An 18531-nucleotide genomic window follows, 5' to 3' on the forward strand; every position below is an offset into this window, starting at 1 on the left:
TTACACTCCCTAATTTTTCATAAAATCTTTCATTCGGTTCAACGCTTGTTCAAATAGTGCGGGATCTGTCGCATAGGAAATTCGAATATAGTCTGGCATGCCGAACCCTGAGCCTGGAACAACTGCTACAAACGCATCGTTTAATAATTTATCAGCCAAAACATCCGCACTCTCAAAACCCTTTAATCTTACTGCCTCTGAAACATCAATAAAAAAGTAGAACGCACCGCTCGGTTTCTTCGGTTTAAAACCAGGAATTGATTCCAAAATCGGATAAAAGCGCTCCATCCGCTCTTCAAATGCTTTGTACATACTTTCTGGGACAGTTTGATTGCCATTGTATGCTTCCACGGCTGCATATTGCGCATTCGCTGTGGGATTACTTGTCAAATGATCGGCAAGTCGTCCCATGACTGCAATAATTGGTTCTGCCGCTGCCGCATAGCCAATACGCCATCCAGTCATCGCGTATGCCTTTGAAACGCCATTAATGACAATGGTTAATTCATATAACGCGTCACTCAAAGACGCAATTGACACGAGGTCGCTCTTATCGCCATAATACAGCTTCTCATAAATTTCATCGGAGATAATATAAATTCCATGTTTCTCAGCTACTTCACCAATCGCTTGGAGTTCCGCTTTCGAGTACGTCATTCCCGTTGGATTATTTGGTGAATTAAGCACAATTGCACGCGTTTTAGGCGTCACTGCTTGCTCAAAATTAGCCGCTGTTATTTTGAAATCCGCATCGAAACCAGTCTCAACAAAAATAGGCTTCCCACCAGCAAGCTTAATTTGCTCTGGATACGTGACCCAATATGGTACAGGCACAATGACTTCATCCCCAGGATTTAAAATCGCCTGAAAAGCACAATAAAGCACATATTTTGCACCTGTTCCAACAAAAATTTGACTCGGTTGATACGTCAAAAACTGATCTTGTTTTAATTTATCAATAATGGCTTGCTTTAGTTCTGGTATACCAGTTGTTGCCGTATATTTCGTATAGCCTTTATTCATCGAATCCACAGCAGCATCAATGATATTTTGTGGCGTATTAAAATCTGGTTCCCCGGCGCCTAGACCAATGACATCAATTCCAGACTGTTTCATCTCTCTTGCTTTCGCTGTAATCGCAAGCGTTGGCGATGCAGCTATTTTTTGGACGCGTTTTGATAGCGGTAGATCCATGGGCTTTCCCTCCTGATTTGTTAAAATCTATAAATTCTCAATTGCACGATACCATTCGCCAGTCTCGAAATCCACATCATAATAATTCAGACTGCCCGAACTATCCAAGTAGGAAATCTCCCAAATCGGTACCCCTTTATCCATACCAAGCGTCACATTTAACAACTTCGCAGGATTTTTCTCTTGCTTCACTTTGGCAATGGCTTCATTTTTGGAAATACCATCCGACGCATACTTGACAACAACCGTGTCTTTCTTGCTTTTTGGTACCCAAACGATAATGTTCTTGCCTTTACTATTCTTTCCAGTAAGCACATAATACACACCATTCGCTCCATTGTACAAATAAAAATCGTCCTGCTGTTTCAAATCCACTTTGCCATCGATTCTCTCTAGCGCCGTTGCTTCATCCGCACGAACAGGCTTCTGCGCACTATAAAAGAAGGTAAAAATACCTGCAATTAGCAAAAACAATACACCAATACTGAGCCAAATCCATTTCCAGTAACTTCCTCTATTACGTTTTCGCAACATATCTACTCTCATTTCTCTTAGCTTTTACGCTGTGTTCGCCATTGTGGCATAGACTTATTATAGCAATACAAGCCTCATATTTGAAGCGAAAATCATATTTATTCAAAAAATTTCTTTACTTCCTCTAATAATTCTGTCTCCGTCGCTTTTATAATCGGCACTGTTGGAATCGAATGCAAGAACGCTTTCCCAAAATTGGTCGTATCTACACGATTATCAAATACAAACACAATTCCTCGGTCCGCTTCCCGACGAATCAGGCGGCCAAATCCTTGTTTAAAGCGCAATACAGCTTCTGGGAGCGAGTAATGTTGGAACGCATTTTGTCCCATTTTTTTACGCAAAGCAATTTGAGCTTTTGTGTACGGATCTTCTAATGGTGCAAACGGCAAGCGGACAATCACCAAGCATGACAAATCATCACCAGGAATATCAATACCTTCCCAGAAACTCATCGTTCCTAGCAAAATCGCCTTATCAAGCGCCATAAATTGTTTCGTTAATCGCGCTGTGCTTCCTGATGATACGCCTTGCGCTAAAATACGAAACTCTTCAATTGAGTTATCTTGAGACATTTTCCGATACGTTTTTAACAACATATCATTAGCGGTAAAGAGCACGAGCATGCGACCTGACGTTTCTTTGGCAATTGCGCTTAAATAGGATGCTAATTGGCCCGTATAATCTTCCACTGGCGTTCCTTTCACAGGCTGCATATCAGAAGGTATCAATACCCGAGCATTCGCCTCATAGTCGAACGGAGACTTAATCTGCACCTTCACTACGTCATTATCCAACCCTAACTCCTTTTGAATATAGTCAAAAGAATCATCTACGGTAAGTGTTGCCGAGGTTAGCACAACCCCTTTTTTAGCTTGGAAAAACGATTTTTGTAGCGTATGGTTTACCTGAATAATATTCGCGCGTAATCGAATACTTCCAAGCGCTCGATTTCGATCTGATTCAATATAAAGCAACATCGCTTCTTCTTTATCATAAAGCATCATCGTCAACTGTTTCTCCGCGTGCTTCCAGTCCATACCAAAAGCGTACACCTCTTCTAGGAAAGCAACATCAGACTCACTTGCAGCCTCCGCCTCTTGTTTTCCGCGAACCAAAACAGAATCAATCGCCGCACTCACTTCACGCATGAGCAAGAGCACTTTCTCCCCTGCATAAAATAGTGCTTTATCAAGCTTCTCATCAATTACATTCTCCACCAAAATTAATTCCGTTGAATTTTTCGCTGATTGCGTAAGCTTCTGCGCTAGTTGCATAAATAGTTCTTCTAATGCCACTTCTAATTTCACAATCGCCAAATCCGCATCAAATAGATGGTAATGCTCTGGAAACCGCTGCGCCAACTGGTTCAACAACCCATCCTTATCAAGCGTACCAAAACGATTCATAAAGAATTTCATGCGCCGATAAGAAAAAATAAAACTCTGTTGCGTCCTTGCCGCATCTGTAAAATGATGCGCCTCATCAATAACGACATAATCATACGAAGGCAATATATGACGACTAGAAAAATGATCTTGCAATAACAATGCATGATTCACAATAATCAAATCTGCAACTTCCGCCTGTTTTTGATTAAATAAATAAAAATCATGCTTTAACCACGGATCTTTCTGAGGCGATAAAAACCAGCCAGTATGCTTCATCCGATTCCAAAACAATTGACCACCACTGGACAAATTGACCTCATCAATATCTCCGGTCATCGTCTCCGTCAACCATACCAAGAGTTGCATCTTCGTCAATACCACATCATATGTCTTATCTACTTCATGCAACAACTGTTCAAACTTAAATAAATTAATATAATGATCACGACCCTTTAAAACAACAGCCTGCACGTCGAATCCCGCTATTTTTTCAAGTAATGGGATATCCTTCAAAAACATCTGCGACTGCAAAAGGTTCGTATATGTACTCACAACAATCGGCATTTGCCGTTCTTTCGCAAAATAAAGCGCCGGTAAAAAATAGCCCAGAGTCTTACCAATTCCAGTCCCAGCCTCAATCAATGTCTTCTGTTCCTCTTGCCAAGCCTCCATTACTTTATCCATCATTAAAAATTGACCCGTTCTTGGCATCAATTTCGAATGGTTTTTTGCAAATAACGCAGCCTTCTCCTCATTCGTCGCTGGAAAAACAAGGTCATCCGCACGACTATAAATTGCATGCTGCACATCCTTCTTACAAACTACTAATCCTCGATACTCCAGCCATTTCTCATCAAGCGGTGCCAATTCCTGTTCCTTTCGCATCTCTACTTCGAAAAAAAGCTCTGCTAAATACCCCGTCAAATGTTGCGATAACGTTGTTAATTTACGAATCGCCGCAAGTGGCAACGTCTCCATCTTCTCCAAGAAAAACAGCAACAATTCCGCCGTCACACGTGCATCACTATCCGCCCGATGTGGCGCATCATGCCCAAAACCAAACTCATCCGCCAAATCTTGCAACTTATAACTATCCACCGTCGGATACATAATTCGCGCCAGTTCCACCGTATCCAGTAATTTCATCTGCAGCGGTGGCTCCCCTGCCTCACGCATTTCCTTTTGCAAAAATGTCCAATCGAAACTCACATTGTGCGCAACAAAAATAGACCCATCAATCAAGGAATGAATAATCGAGGAAACGTCTTCAAACAAAGGGGCGTCCTTTACATCTTTATCCGAAATACCCGTCAACTCTTTAATAAAAGGAGGAATGCGTTTTTCCGGATTCAAAAACGTTGAAAACTGATCCACAATCTGACCATTTTCAATAATACACGCTGAAAATTGAATAATTTTATCTGATTTTGCAGCCTGATTTCCAGTCGTTTCTAAATCTACCACAATATAACGCTTATTCTTCATGCTTGTTTCCCCCTCGTACCAGCCAGTTTCTTACTAAATAGCAGAGAATAGGACGTGTTTTCCCGCCCTATTCTCATCACAGCCCCTTCAAAGCGTCGTCTGTGCTTCCTCTTTTGGCAAATACTGCGCAATACCATTCGCCTCGTCTAATACAACAATCTTCGGCTCATGCACAGCTGCTTCTTCCTCTGTAAACACACCGTAAGACATAATAATAACGGTATCGCCCACTTGCGTCAAACGTGCTGCTGCCCCGTTCAAACAAATGATGCCACTCCCACGCTCACCAGGGATAATATACGTTTCCAATCTTGCACCATTATTATTATTTACAATCTGCACTTTTTCATTTGACAACATGTCCACTGCCTCTAAAATTGCCTCATCAATCGTGATACTGCCAACATATTGAAGGTTTGCTTCTGTCACAGTAGCCCGATGAATTTTACCGTTCATCATTGTGCGCAACATCTCGCTCACCTCCTATAATTACATTATCAATCAACCGCGCCTTGCTGTACTGCACACAAATCGCAATAATAACTGGCGCATTCCAATCTTCTATTTCCTCAAAGCTTGGAAATCCAAACATATCCAAATAAACGATTTCCTGATGAGATGTTTTCTGATTCACAAATTCGCGCACACTTTCCAAAATCCGCGTCTTGTCCTTAAGATGCATGTGCTGACGTGCAGCTAACAACGCTTGCCGAATAATAGGCGCGTCTGCACGCTCTTGCTCCGTCAAATACACATTGCGCGAACTCTTCGCCAACCCGTCTTGTTCTCTAACTGTAGGCACAACCCGAATCTTCACTGGGAAAAAATAATCCGCCACGAAACCTTCCACAACAGCAACTTGTTGCGCGTCCTTCTGACCAAAATACGCCTTGTCTGGCTGCACTAAATGAAACAATTTCGCAAGCACCGTCAGCACCCCGTCAAAATGACCCACACGCGTTGCCCCGTCTAAAACAGACACGCGTTTCTTCGCTTGAATCACCGACGTTAATTCATCCGGATATATCTCTTGAACAGCAGGTAAAAACAAAATCGAAACACCATTTTCCTGTGCTAAACGAATATCGCGTGCCTCATCTCGCGGATAACTTTCAAAATCCTCATTCGGTCCAAACTGCGTCGGATTCACAAAAATGCTCATAACAACCACATCATTTTCACGTCTCGCCGCATCCACCAAAGCAAAATGCCCTTCATGCAAATAACCCATCGTTGGCACAAAACCAATCGTTCGCTGTTCCTTTTTCAACATAGCAATCGCATCACAAAGCGCTTCACGCTCTCTAATAATTTGCATGTTATTCGCCCCCATAAAGGCCTTGCAATGCTTCATCACTCATCGTAAAGGTATGTTCCAAAGCAGGGAAAACGCCCGCCTTCACATCCGAAACAAAACCAACTAACGCTTCATCTATGAGCGCATCCGCATTGGCATATGTTTTTACAAACTTCGCGACACGATCTGGCCCATACTGCACGATATCATGATAAACAAGCACTTGCCCATCCGTATCCACACCCGCTCCGATACCAATAGTTGGTATGCCAATAGCTTGACTTACTTCTTTTGCAAGTTGGCGAGGAATCGCTTCTAAAACAAGTGCAATCGCCCCAGCTTGTTCTGCGGCCTTCGCATTCTCTAGCAAAGCTTTTGCCGCGTCCGCTGATTTTGCTTGGACTTTATAACTGCCTGTCAATCCAACCGCTTGTGGCGTCAAGCCGAGATGTGCAATAACTGCCACACCACCAGCACTCAAATGCGCAATCTTTGAAAAAACATCGCCCGCACCTTCCACTTTCAACGCATTAGCTCCCGTTTCTTGAATGATTTCGCGCGCATGACGAACCGTTTCTTCCACAGAACCATGGTAGCTTAAAAAAGGCATATCCGTCACAATAAATGTATTGGGGGCACCACGTCGAACCGCCTTCGTATGATGAATCATATCCGCTACTGTCACTGGAATCGTGGAATCATAGCCAAGCACAACCATACCTAAAGAGTCACCCACTAGAATCATGTCTATACCAGCTTTTTGTGCACCTTTTGCTGATGGATAATCATACGCTGTAACCATTGTAATCTTCTCCTGTGACGCTTTCATTTGTACGAAATCCACAGGTTTCTTCATTGCTATCTACTCCTTTTGTCTCTGTCCAAAATAGGATCAAAGCAAACGTATTTTTTTAAAGAAAGCATGTACCATTCCATTACTGGATACAGCCAATTGTTGCTTTCCTCACTGCTATAGTAACACATTTAGATAGCTTTAAAAAAGCAGTTTAACCCGCATAATTATACGAAAGACGCATGCTTTTACTCTCTAACATGCGCCTTGTTCTTATTTATTATACCTATCAAACCAGGCGGCAAGTGCTTTCTCATCATCATTTCCGTCATAACGCGAAACTTCTTTACCATTTTCTATATAGAAAATCACTGGGACTGTTTTCACTTTCATGTCTTGCAAAAATTGTTTCGTCTGTTCTTCCTTTTCTTTTCGTGCTGCGTCAGTATCAAAATAATCCAAGCGCATATCTTTATCCTTCAACACTGCATCTAGTGTTGGTTGGAACGCTTGGCAATCTGGGCAAGTCGGCCTCCCAATATACACAAAGCCATTATCTTTATTTTCCAATTTTGTTTGGAATTCCGCCAATGTTATTTTATCTAACTGTTTACTGTCTTCCATTTTACTCCCACCGCATGCAGTGAGTACAAGAATTAAACTAATCAAGCCTAACAAAAGGTACTTCTTCATATATTTCTAGTCCCCTTACTTTCCTATTGATAATATTAGATGAATATCTAATGGCTCTAACTCAAACAAATAGGCATCCGGAGGTATCGCCAGATTCGCGCCTAATCGCATATAAAAATCAACCGTATTGCGAACTGGTGTCGCTGAAATATATAACTCGCTGGCCCCGAGTTCCATCGCCTCCTGTGAAGCAATATCGACAAGTCGTCTTCCTAGTCCTTGCTTCCGGTAACCATGACTTACATAAAGCATGTCTAACTTCATCGTCTTACCATGAATAAGATAGCCTTCTAACGAGACAATGCCAACTAATACATTATCATCAAACGCACCAATAATAACACCTTCCCCATCAAAAACTGATTGCAAACGTTGCAAATAAAGTCCTAATTCACTTTCTAACCAACCATCAATATCATAAAATTCCCTTACCAGACGTAGTTCCTGATCGCGAACATAGTATACTTCTTCCACCAATTCTTTACGATCGATTTGCTTTAATTTCTCCAATTCCTTACGTGCCAGCCATCTAAACTCCATCTGCCAACTCTCCTTTTTCAACGGTTTTATCTAGTATACTAGACTCCCCATAAAAAGAAAAAAGCCGAAAATTTTTTTGAAATCGTATTTCGCACTCCGTCTCATCCAATTTGGTGGCCCATCGTTTTTTTTTTAGTATCAATTTATATTTTTCAGTAACCATTTTCGCTATAAAAAAGAAAATTACTAGCCTAGCGAAATATCTGCTGAAAAAATACTATGTTCTTGCCCGGCCTCATCTTGTACAATTAAAATGCCTTCATCGGATATTCCTTTCACCGTTCCTCGAACTTCGCCGCGCAATGTTTTAGCAACAATCGTTTCATTAAATGGAATCGCGCGTTCTTCCCATAATAACTTAATTGGAGCAAAGCCTTGCTCTAAGAATAACTGATAGTATTTCTCTAATTGCTGTGCGATTTCACCAAACATGGTACCTCTGGAAACGAGCCCACCTGTCAGAATCGCAAGAGAGGTCGCTTTTTCACGGAGTTCTTCTGGGAATTCGGTCTGGTTGACATTGATACCTGTTCCGATGATAATCGCTCGGACTTGGTCAGCTTCTGCCTGCATCTCTGTTAAAACACCGCATACTTTACGCTTATTAATGTATAAGTCGTTCGGCCACTTGATTTGAGGCACTAGACCCGTTACATTTTCGATAGCCTCAGCAATAGCAAGCGAAGCAATAAACGTGAACTGTGGTACTTGTTGCATCGGAATTTCTGGACGCAAAATAGTACTCATCCAAATCCCCGTTCCAGGCTGTGAATCCCAAGGCCTTGCAAGACGTCCTTTACCAGCTTTTTGTTCATCTGCAATAACAACCGTTCCATCTGCTGCATCTTCACCGACGAGTTGATGTGCCACAAGCTGTGTCGAAGCAACTGTTTCGTGAAATGACAAATGTCTCCCAATAAAATTCGTCTTCGTACGAAAATAAAGCACTTCTTCCGTGAAGCCCTCATCTGTCGGTTGAATCGCATATCCGCTTCCTCGTTTCGCTTGAATCTCAAAACCAACTTTCTTCAGTTCTTCCATGTGTTTCCAAACAGCTGTACGACTGCAATGTAAAGCATCCGCAATCTCTTGCCCAGAAACTAAGCGCCCATCTGCCGCACGAAAAACGTCTAATAACTGACGTCGATTAGTTGATAACATGTTTCACCCACCCTTTAATTTCTTCCTGGTTATTCGCAATGTCGCCCTCGATAATGGCTTGGTCTAACCGCGCAAGTAGTTCCTTTAGCCAAGGACCACCTGTCTTACTTGTCCAAGCCATCACATCATTTCCACTTGCTTGCACATCATTTCGCGACTGAATCGGTAATGCCAAAAAACGTGCTCGTAAAGCTTCCCACTGGCTTTTTCCAGTTCGCACATACTGACCATAATCTATAAGCCGCACCGTTTCTAACCCAGTAGAGAACAGTTCGTAGTCGCTCCATTCTATTTTTTCCACATTATCCATTGCTTTGGTGACATCGCGTATTAATTTATTCGGTAACTTCCACGCGCGTAATAAAGAGGTGATATTTTCTGGTTCTAACGCCAAAACAAGTACAAACCAAATCACCGTTTCCTCTTGTAAATCCTCTAAATGCCATTTTTGCAAGGCTTCTACGGCCGACGCTTTCTCTTGAAAACCTGGTAAAAAAGGGAGCATATCCAATTCAGCTAGCAGTTTCAATCCTTCTTTTACCGCTTGGCCTTTCATTAATTTCACCAATTCTACAGCGATGCGCTCAACTGCAATGTTTTCTAATAAGGCACGGTTTTGCTGCATCGCCGCGTATGTATCTACTTCTAACTGAAATTGCAATTGACTCACAAAACGAACACCTCGCATCATTCGCAAAGCATCTTCATTAAATCGTTCCCATGGTTTGCCGACTGCGCGTATTTGTCGCTTCCTCATATCCTCTTGCCCACCAAACGGATCAATAAAATGACCGTCTAACCCCATCGCAATCGCATTCATCGTAAAGTCACGGCGTTCCAAATCTTTTTCCAAAGAACGAATAAAAGTCACTTCGTCTGGACGCCGGAAATCCGCGTAGGTGCCTTCGGTTCGGAACGTTGTAATTTCATATATTTCGCCCGCTTCTAGCACCGAGACCGTTCCATGTTCAATCCCTGTATCAAACGTTCGCGTAAATATTTGCTTCACTTCTTCTGGAAACGCGCTTGTCGCAATATCAATGTCTGCAACATCACGTCCCAGAATCACATCACGAACAGAGCCACCTACAAAATAAGCCTCAAACCCCGCCTGTTCTAGCTTTTCTAAAACAGGCACGGCCTTTCTAAAAATTTCTTTCATTATGTCTCCTATTCCTCATTCCGTCGTAAATCGCGCCAATCTAAAAAGCCTTCCTGTAAGCCACGTAACAGTACTTCTGCTGTCCCAATGTTTGTAGCTAACGGGATTTCATAAACATCGCATAACCGAATTAGCGCCGTCACATCTGGTTCATGTGGCTGAGCTGCAAGTGGATCGCGTAAGAAAATAATTAAATCCATCTTATTTTCAGAAATGCGGGAACCAATTTGCTGATCACCGCCAAGTGGACCCGACTGGAAACGGTGCACTGAAAGACCTGTTGCTTCCATAATCCGTTTTCCAGTTGTCCCTGTTGCAAATAATGCATGTGGCTCCAAAATAAGTTTGTAGGCAAGCGTTAACTCCACCATTAATTCTTTTTTACGATCGTGTGCGATTAAGGCAATGTTCATGTATTTCCACTCCTCATCAAATTAAATTTTCTAAACCGTAAACCAGTGTGTCTAGTTCTTTTGTTTGACGAATCGAAAAAGCGACGCCAGACATGAAGGAAATTCGATCATAAGAATCATGGCGAATCGTTAAGCCTTGCCCTTCTGCGCCGAATTGCACTTGTTGATGCGCGATTAAACCTGGCAAGCGAACGCTGTGAATACGCATGCCTTCATAGTCTGCACCACGCGCTCCTTTCATTGTTTCTTCTTCCTGCGCAGCACCTTGTTGTTTCGGATTACGAACTTCCGCCATCATTTCCGCGGTTTTCACTGCTGTACCGCTTGGTGCGTCTAACTTATTGTCATGATGTAACTCGATAATTTCCACATCTGGAAAATATTTCGCAGCCTTTTGTGCAAATTGCATCATTAACACCGCCCCAACGGCAAAATTAGGCGCAATAATCGCTCCGATTTTTTTAGATGCGGCCAGTTCCGTTAATTCAAAGATTTGTTCTGGTGTAAAGCCTGTCGTTCCAACTACCGGACTCACGCCATGCATTAAAACAGTTTTTGTGTTGGAATAGCCTACTTTTGGTGTTGTAAAATCAACGACAGCATCGACTTTCACACTCGTTAATAACTGCTCTAAATCATCGAAAACTGGTACGTCAAGCGTTGCAAATTCAGTGATTTCACGTATGTTTTTTTCTTTTGGTGCATGATCTAAAACTGCCACTAATTCCAAGTCTGCTTCGCGGAGGACTGTCTTTACGACCTCATGCCCCATTCTACCTTTAAAACCTAGTACTGCTACCTTCATCATTTGTCCTCCTTCTTGGTCCATCTATCGGCGTCACGTTCCTTAAATTTCTTCATGACAGCATCGTGGGCCTCTTCTAAGCTAATGTTTAGCGAGTTTGCCATACAAATTAGCACAAATAATACGTCTCCAAGTTCTGCGGCTACCGTATTTTCTGGTTCACTTGCTTTCTTTGGCTTTTCTCCGTAGTAATGATTAATTTCGCGGGCAAGTTCCCCGGTTTCTTCTGTCACGCGTGCCATCATTGCAAGTGGCGAAAAATAGCCTTCTTCAAACTGGCCAATCAGCGCGTCTACCTCATCTTGTAGTTGTTGCATCGTTTTTGCCATGCTTTATTACGCTCCTTTTGTGGTAAACTGATATAAGGGTTGGTTACCCCATTTTGATTTCTTATAATCATTATAGCTAACAAACCATTGCTACGTCTATAAAAAAGGAGCGATGCGCTATGTGGCGTGATGTCCGCATCAAAAATATTTTATTTATTCTACTCGGAACAACTATTTATGGATTCGGTCTTGTCAACTTTAATATTGCCAATGACCTGGGAGAAGGTGGCTTAACAGGGATTACGCTCTTACTCCTACATTTCACTGGTATTGATCCAGCGTATTCTAATTTAGCACTCAATATTCCGTTATTTTTTATTGGCTGGCGTATTCTTGGAAATCGGGCCCTGATTTACACGATTATTGGAACGGTTGGACTTTCTTTGTCTTTATGGATTTTTCAACGCGTACCTTATCAATTGGATTTGCATCAAGATTTATTGCTTGTCGCCTTATTTGCTGGTGGTTTCACCGGTATCGGGCTTGGTTTCGTGTTTCGATACGGTGGTACAACAGGCGGTAGTGACATTATTGCCCAAGTGCTAAACCGTAAAAAAGGGATTAGTATGGGGCGAACGCTTTTTGCAATTGATGCCGTGGTGCTTACACTATCGTTGTCCTATTTAGATGTTCGCCAGGTGATGTATACGCTCGTTGCCGTTTTTATCGGAGCACGTGTGATTGACTTTATGCAAGAAGGAGCTTATGCTGCTCGGGGTGCACTTATTATTTCTCCACATAATGACAAAATTACAGAACACGTTATGCTTGCGATGAATCGTGGTGTGACAGTGTTAGAGGGACGCGGTGGCTTTTCTAAAAACGACCAAGATGTCCTCTATATCGTCGTTGCTAAAAATGAAATTGTGCAATTGAAAAATATCGTCAATGCGATTGATCCCCATGCCTTTGTTTCTGTCTCAATTGTCCATGACGTTATGGGTGAAGGATTCACACTAGACGAGAATAAAAAACCGCTACTTTAGGGAGGGATTATATTGGAAAAAATATTAATTATAGAAGATGATCCAAAAATTGCGACATTATTGCAAGATTATTTGCGCAGATACAATCTGGATGCCCATGTAACGACGGATTTTGATGATGTAATGCCACTTTTTGAGAAGATGATGCCGCATCTTGTCTTGCTGGATATTAATTTGCCGAAGTATGACGGTTATTTTTGGTGTCGCAAAATTCGTGAACTCTCAACATGTCCGATTATATTTATCTCAGCTCGTGATGGAGAAATCGATCAAGTCATGGCACTGGAAAATGGGGCTGATGATTACATAACAAAGCCATTCTCTTACCAAGTCGTGATTGCTAAAGTACGTGCACAATTACGACGCGTGTACGGTGATTTCGCAAATCAATACCAAGAACCTGAATTTCATGAAGGCAATTTGTCTTTTTATCCTTTGAAATTCACGATTGAACGAAATGGGAAGTCACTGGAATTAAGCAAAAATGAGGCGAAGTTACTTGAAGTAATTTGGCGAACAGCGCCAAATGTCGCCAATCGTGACTTGCTTTATGAAGAAATTTGGGATGAAGTCACGTTTATTGATGATAACACGCTCAGTGTGAATGTCGCCCGATTGCGTAAAAAACTACTAGACCTTGGTGTAAAAGATCCGATTAAATCGGTACGCGGCTATGGCTATCAGTGGGTCTACAAGGAGGAGTCTTGATGCGTCTTTTTTTGAAAAGTCATATTTTCTTTTTTTGCTATTCGCCTTGGTACTCGCGCTATCCACAGTCGGTATTTTTTGGTTGGATGGTTTTCGCAATGGGATGTTGCTTCTTTACGTACTGTTTCTGTGGACGGTGCTTGCTATTCTTATTTTTAACGATTCGGTATGTGGGTTATCGCCGTATTTATAAGCGTCTTGAACATCCGGAACAAGTGGCCTCGGAGTTTCAACCCGACAAAGGCTCTGCTTTTAGTCAAGCGTTCGAATATTATTTAGCCAAGCAATACCAAGCCTACCAAATCGATTTGCAAAAATGGCGTTCCAAAGATGCGGACAGAAATATCTTCATTAACCAGTGGGTACACCAAATGAAAACGCCCGTCTCCGTTATCGAGCTAATGACACAAAATCAGTCTGACCCGACGTTACGTAGCATTCAAGAAGAAACCGATCGCATCAAACAAGGACTTGACACCGTGCTATATACACTTCGTTTGGAAACATTTGAAAATGATTTCGTTGTCGAATACAGTGATTTGCGCACGCTTGTCACTGGAGCTGTCAATGAACATAAGCGTCTCTTTATTCGCCAACAACTCTATCCGAAAGTGACAATCGACGAAGACTTCCAATTCGAAACGGATAAGAAATGGTTCATTTTCATGCTCGGTCAACTGCTTACAAACGCTATTAAATATTCTCCTGAAAAAGGCAGTACAATTGAAATTAATGCCGTCTTGGAAGCGAAGTATTGCGCATTAACGGTTCGCGACAACGGCATCGGTATTGAAAAAGCGGACTTACCACGCGTCTTACGTCCTTTCTTCACCGGTGAAAACGGGCGTAAATTTCAAGAGTCTACAGGTATGGGGCTTTTCCTCGTCTCTGAAATCTGTCAAAAACTTGGTTACAAGCTCTCTATCGAATCAGAAGTTGGTATCGGTACAACGGTTCTTATTCGCATACCAAAATAAACTTACAAGAACGTAAGACTTTGTTGTCGTAATCAATACTTCCGATTTTCTATTTTTGCTACACTAATCTTAGTTAATAGAAAGGGAGGCCTACATATGGCGCTTTTAAAAGTAGAGAAAGTCAATAAAATATATACTGGAAACGTGAATTATCAAGCGATTTCCAATTTGGATTTAACGGTTGAAAAAGGGGAATTTGTTGGTATCATGGGACCTTCTGGGAGTGGCAAAACAACGCTGTTAAACATGATTGCGACGATTGATCCTCCAACAAGCGGAAATGTCTTGATTCATGATGCGAACCCTTATTTGCTGAACTTCAACGATCTTGCTACATTTAGACGGAAAGAATTAGGATTTATTTTTCAGTCGTTTAATTTATTAGATACATTGACGGTCCGCGAAAATATTTTATTACCGTTAACGCTTGATGGCACGCCACTTGCAGAGATGGACGCGCGGCTCGAAGTGATTGCAGAAAAGCTTGGTATTACGCCGATTTTGGCGAAACGCACCTATGAAATATCCGGTGGAGAATCGCAACGTACTGCGGTTGCACGCGCTGCGATTCACGATCCGAAGTTATTTTTAGCGGATGAACCGACAGGAAACTTAGATTCGAAAAATAGTATGGAAGTGATGCAGCTACTTAGTCGTTTAAACCAAGAGGAAGAAGCGACAATATTGCTCGTCACGCATGATCCGCAAGCTGCTTCTTATTGTGATCGCGTCGTTTTCATTAAAGATGGTTCGCTTTATAATGAGATTTATTGTGGGGATAACACGGCTGTTTTTTATCAGCAAATTATGGATACGTTAACACTTCTAGGGGGAAAGCAACATGTCATTCCGCCAGTTCGTCATTAATAATGTCCGTCGTAATCCGAAAGTCTATGGCCCCTACTTCTTTACGACATTTTTTGCAGTAACCATGTTTTTTGTATATGCTTTACTTATTTTTCACCCTGAATTTCAAGATACGATTGACTCTTCTAGTGAGACACTGAGTTATTTTGCCATGATTGGCTTTCAAATATCGCAAGTGATTATTGTGTTGTTCTCTGCTTTTGCTTGTTTTTACGCTGTTAGTACGTTCTTAAAAACGCGAAAAGCAGAATTTGGTCTTTTACTTATTCAAGGTATTAATAAGAAACAGCTGACAAAATTGATTTTTTGGGAAAATATGCTAGCTGGACTTGCCGCTGTGATTTGCGGAATTTTGTTTGGCTTTATTTTTTCAAAAGTGATTTTGCTGATTTGCTCTAATATTTTATCGTTAACGAAAACATTGCCTTTTTATATGCCTTGGAAGCCGATTTTAATCACATTTTTAATTTTTGGCTGTATGTTTTTAGTGATTTCTGTCGTGACTTCTTTTTCTGTGCGCGTCAATAACTTAAAGCAGCTACTCGCCTCCCAAAAACAACCGAAAAAAGAAATTAAGGCTGCTTGGTATCTTGCTCTCCTCGCTGTTTTGTTCATCGGCGCTGGATACGGGACCGTTTTGATTTTCACGAATCGGTTTGATTTTTCGTTTAAGCCATTACTCATTGGCGTTGTGCTTGTTGTGATTGGTACGTATTTCTTCTTTAGTCAACTGCTTGTCTTTGTTTTGAATCGGTTGCGTAAGCGTGAGCGTTTTTTCTTCAAGCGGACTAATTTGCTTACATTTTCTGAATTAATTTATCAAATGCGTGACAATGTGAGTACTTTTTTCATCGTTGCGGTCGTTTCGGCTACGGCAATTACGGCGATGGGAACAAGTTCAGCCGTTGGTAGTAGCGGTCTTGCTGAGATGTCGCAAAATCCATATGCAATTACGTACAGCGCTTATGGCGGTAAACCAGTAGACCAAAGCCTTCTGATAGATGCTAAAAAAACATTTGCTAGCGAAAACATTACAGATTATAAAACAGCATCAGGTAAATTTTATCAAATAACGTACTTTGTAACGCCTGATGAAACGTCGCTTTACACTTTCTTATCGATTGATAACTACAATGCGTTGATGGGATTGCGTAATGAAAAGAAACTCTCTGTAGCGCCAGGCAGTGTGATTTTGTTACCAAGTAGCTCACCAAGTGCTGATAAACTAAAAAAAGATTTACCAAAGGAACTTGACATCACCTTTAAGTCACAAAAAGTAACACTACCTGTCAAACAAGCAGCGCCAATCAATCGTTTCCCGTACAATTACACAGTGAGTAGTATGGAAGACGTTACAGTCATTGCCAATCAGAGCGATATCGATGCCCTATGGAAAAAATCCGAAGCGCAATTTCGAGAAAACCCTGATGACAACTCGAATTACCTGTTGAATTACAGTCTATTCCATACAAAAAACTGGGAAAAAACCATTCCCGCTTCCAAGAAACTACAAACCGACGTCGACAAATGGAACGAGCACAATATGGACAGTGAGACTGGCGATTACGTCAGCTTCCAATCACTAGCCTTAGAATGGCAAGGAATGAAACAAACAAACGGCTTGTTAATGTTACTAACCGTCCTATGCGGCGCCGTATTCTATACCTTCTCCGCAGGATTTATCTATCTTCGTCTCCATAGCGATTTAAAACGCGACGATCAACAATACAAAATGTTGTTCAAAATCGGTCTCACTAAACCTGAACTGCACAAAATTGTAGCACGACAACTAAGAGTCATGTTTTTCTTACCGTTACTTGTCGCGATTATTCACTCCATCGTTGCTTTTATAGCGCTACAAAGCTTGCTAGAATTCAATGTTTGGCAAAACGTCGGGATTGTCATTGGTATTTTTGTCGGCGTCCAGTGCATTTATTATTTCTTAGTAAAATACAATTACTTGAAACAATTATATCGCGTTATGAAGTAATAGCATTGCTTGGGTCAAAATCAGTGATATCAGTTTGCGATTTTTTTCCAGCAATCAAATCCACCAATAATTTGGCGACGTAAGGACCTGTTGTTAGCCCTGAAGAACCAAGTCCGTTAGCTACAAAAATAGATTTAGCTGTCGGCAAAGTTCCAATAATTGGCGTGAAATCTGGTGTAAATGGTCTCGTGCCTACCCGGATTTCCGCTATTTTGGTGTGCTTTACTTCTGGCGCAAAACGAGCAATTTCGTCTAAAATTTCTACTTTCGCAGTTTCGGTTGGCTCTAAATCAAATCCTTCCTCATTTTCATGTGTCGCACCAATAATCATTCGTCCGTCATCAAATGGTACAATGCTCTTAGCGCTTGGCGGCAATACAACAGGCCAGTCATTCGTCACCTGCTCATTCCATTCCAAATGAAGCAATTGACCTTTTTGTGGATGAATCGCAGCTTGCAGACCGAGTGGCTGAATCAGCTCAGGAAGCCAGGCACCTGCTGCTAAAATAATTTTATCAGCCATCCAATGTTGTTCTTTCACAACTACCTGAACGGTTTCGGATTTTTTTTCTAGTCTCGCTTTTCCATGAATCACCGTCGCGCCTTGCTTCATCGCCGCATCTTGTAACGCCGCAACCAGGGCGGCACCGTCGACGCGCGCACCACCACTTACATATACCGAACCAAAATCAGAAGCAACGATTGGAAACATATTCTGCGTCTCGCTTGGCGTTAACCGTTTGATTTCACCGATTTCTGGTGCTTCTTCTTTTCTGCTACGCGCAATTTGTTCCAATTCAATTAACTTTTCTTCTGTATCGCGTAAACAAAGCGCACCGACCATTTTATAACCTGTATTTTTCGTGGTGTCTTGCGCTAGTTGCTTGATAAGCTCGGGATAATAACGCGCGCTGTCTTTGGCTAGCTCATACCAGACTTTATTTCGTCGTTTCGAAAGCCACGGACAAATAATGCCTGCTGCTGCATATGTTGCTTGACCTCGTTCTTGTTTATCGATAACAATAACTTCTTTCTGCTGTTTGGAAAGCAAGTAAGCCGCGGTCATCCCCACGATTCCTCCGCCAATAATCACGATTTTTTCCATAGTTTCTTCCCTCCATCTAATCCCACTCATTATACAAATTCCAAACATAGAACACAAGTCTGTTGTAATTAGTCGATTTTTAAGGCTAATCTAGTGTAAAA

General features: G+C 41.7%; 19 protein-coding genes. 5 read left to right on the plus strand and 14 right to left on the minus strand.

Annotated elements, in window-relative coordinates:
* Window positions 1-9: 9 nt before the first annotated feature.
* From PRIP_RS11000 to PRIP_RS11060, 13 genes are all read right to left on the minus strand, one after another.
* Window positions 10-1194 (minus strand): pyridoxal phosphate-dependent aminotransferase, encoded by a 1185-nt coding sequence (locus PRIP_RS11000; RefSeq protein WP_036101210.1) that lies wholly within the window; start codon window positions 1192-1194, stop codon window positions 10-12.
* 27 nt (window positions 1195-1221) lie between these two features.
* Window positions 1222-1740, minus strand: coding sequence for a cell wall elongation regulator TseB-like domain-containing protein (locus tag PRIP_RS11005; protein WP_241434157.1), 519 nt, complete (start codon window positions 1738-1740; stop codon window positions 1222-1224).
* Between the two features lie 86 nt (window positions 1741-1826).
* Window positions 1827-4604, minus strand: coding sequence for an ATP-dependent DNA helicase DinG (gene dinG / locus PRIP_RS11010; protein WP_036101212.1), 2778 nt, complete (start codon window positions 4602-4604; stop codon window positions 1827-1829).
* Window positions 4605-4691: 87 nt separating this feature from the next.
* Window positions 4692-5075, minus strand: coding sequence for an aspartate 1-decarboxylase (gene panD / locus PRIP_RS11015; RefSeq protein ID WP_036101213.1), 384 nt, complete (start codon window positions 5073-5075; stop codon window positions 4692-4694).
* Window positions 5050-5922 carry a pantoate--beta-alanine ligase gene (panC, locus tag PRIP_RS11020; RefSeq protein WP_036101214.1) on the minus strand — a complete coding sequence of 291 codons (873 nt, stop codon included), beginning with the start codon at window positions 5920-5922 and terminating at the stop codon, window positions 5050-5052. Before panC ends, panD begins: the two co-directional genes overlap by 26 nt.
* Window position 5923: 1 nt before the next feature.
* Window positions 5924-6757: a 3-methyl-2-oxobutanoate hydroxymethyltransferase gene (gene panB / locus PRIP_RS11025; protein ID WP_036101215.1), complete on the minus strand. Its 834-nt coding sequence runs from the start codon at window positions 6755-6757 to the stop codon at window positions 5924-5926.
* Between the two features lie 210 nt (window positions 6758-6967).
* The gene (locus tag PRIP_RS11030; RefSeq protein WP_036101216.1) at window positions 6968-7387 is read right to left on the minus strand and encodes a thioredoxin family protein; all 420 of its coding nucleotides are present in this window, start codon (window positions 7385-7387) and stop codon (window positions 6968-6970) included.
* Between the two features lie 15 nt (window positions 7388-7402).
* Window positions 7403-7927 carry a GNAT family N-acetyltransferase gene (locus tag PRIP_RS11035; RefSeq protein WP_036101217.1) on the minus strand — a complete coding sequence of 175 codons (525 nt, stop codon included), beginning with the start codon at window positions 7925-7927 and terminating at the stop codon, window positions 7403-7405.
* Between the two features lie 186 nt (window positions 7928-8113).
* On the minus strand, window positions 8114-9088 hold the full coding sequence (locus PRIP_RS11040; RefSeq protein ID WP_036101218.1) for a biotin--[acetyl-CoA-carboxylase] ligase: 975 nt from the start codon (window positions 9086-9088) through the stop codon (window positions 8114-8116).
* Complete coding sequence (locus tag PRIP_RS11045) at window positions 9075-10250, minus strand: CCA tRNA nucleotidyltransferase (RefSeq protein WP_036101219.1); 1176 nt, start codon at window positions 10248-10250, stop codon at window positions 9075-9077. Before PRIP_RS11045 ends, PRIP_RS11040 begins: the two co-directional genes overlap by 14 nt.
* A gap of 8 nt (window positions 10251-10258) precedes the next feature.
* Window positions 10259-10663: a methylglyoxal synthase gene (mgsA, locus tag PRIP_RS11050; RefSeq protein WP_036101220.1), complete on the minus strand. Its 405-nt coding sequence runs from the start codon at window positions 10661-10663 to the stop codon at window positions 10259-10261.
* 16 nt (window positions 10664-10679) lie between these two features.
* Window positions 10680-11468 (minus strand): 4-hydroxy-tetrahydrodipicolinate reductase, encoded by a 789-nt coding sequence (dapB, locus tag PRIP_RS11055; protein WP_077912985.1) that lies wholly within the window; start codon window positions 11466-11468, stop codon window positions 10680-10682.
* Entirely contained in the window at window positions 11468-11797 is a 330-nt protein-coding gene (locus tag PRIP_RS11060; RefSeq protein WP_036085816.1) for a nucleotide pyrophosphohydrolase, read from the minus strand. Before PRIP_RS11060 ends, dapB begins: the two co-directional genes overlap by 1 nt.
* 119 nt (window positions 11798-11916) lie before the next feature.
* Between PRIP_RS11060 and PRIP_RS11065 the strand changes: the two genes are divergently transcribed.
* The 5 genes from PRIP_RS11065 to PRIP_RS11085 all read left to right on the plus strand — a co-directional run bounded on the left by PRIP_RS11065 (window position 11917) and on the right by PRIP_RS11085 (window position 17325).
* Window positions 11917-12783: a YitT family protein gene (locus PRIP_RS11065; protein ID WP_036101222.1), complete on the plus strand. Its 867-nt coding sequence runs from the start codon at window positions 11917-11919 to the stop codon at window positions 12781-12783.
* A gap of 12 nt (window positions 12784-12795) precedes the next feature.
* Window positions 12796-13491: a response regulator transcription factor gene (locus PRIP_RS11070; RefSeq protein WP_036101223.1), complete on the plus strand. Its 696-nt coding sequence runs from the start codon at window positions 12796-12798 to the stop codon at window positions 13489-13491.
* Entirely contained in the window at window positions 13491-14468 is a 978-nt protein-coding gene (locus PRIP_RS11075; RefSeq protein WP_077912986.1) for a sensor histidine kinase, read from the plus strand. The genes PRIP_RS11070 and PRIP_RS11075 overlap by 1 nt, the downstream gene beginning before the upstream one ends.
* Before the next feature lie 96 nt (window positions 14469-14564).
* Window positions 14565-15335, plus strand: a complete 771-nt coding sequence (locus PRIP_RS11080) for an ABC transporter ATP-binding protein (RefSeq protein ID WP_036101224.1) — start codon at window positions 14565-14567, stop codon at window positions 15333-15335.
* Entirely contained in the window at window positions 15310-17325 is a 2016-nt protein-coding gene (locus PRIP_RS11085) for an ABC transporter permease (RefSeq protein ID WP_036101225.1), read from the plus strand. The genes PRIP_RS11080 and PRIP_RS11085 overlap by 26 nt, the downstream gene beginning before the upstream one ends.
* On the opposite strand, the gene PRIP_RS11090 is transcribed toward PRIP_RS11085, so the two are convergent.
* Window positions 17315-18430 (minus strand): NAD(P)/FAD-dependent oxidoreductase, encoded by a 1116-nt coding sequence (locus PRIP_RS11090; protein WP_036101226.1) that lies wholly within the window; start codon window positions 18428-18430, stop codon window positions 17315-17317. The genes PRIP_RS11085 and PRIP_RS11090 overlap by 11 nt on opposite strands.
* Window positions 18431-18531: the final 101 nt, after the last annotated feature.

Source organism: Paenilisteria riparia FSL S10-1204, assembly GCF_000525995.1.
Lineage (GTDB): Bacteria > Bacillota > Bacilli > Lactobacillales > Listeriaceae > Listeria_A > Listeria_A riparia.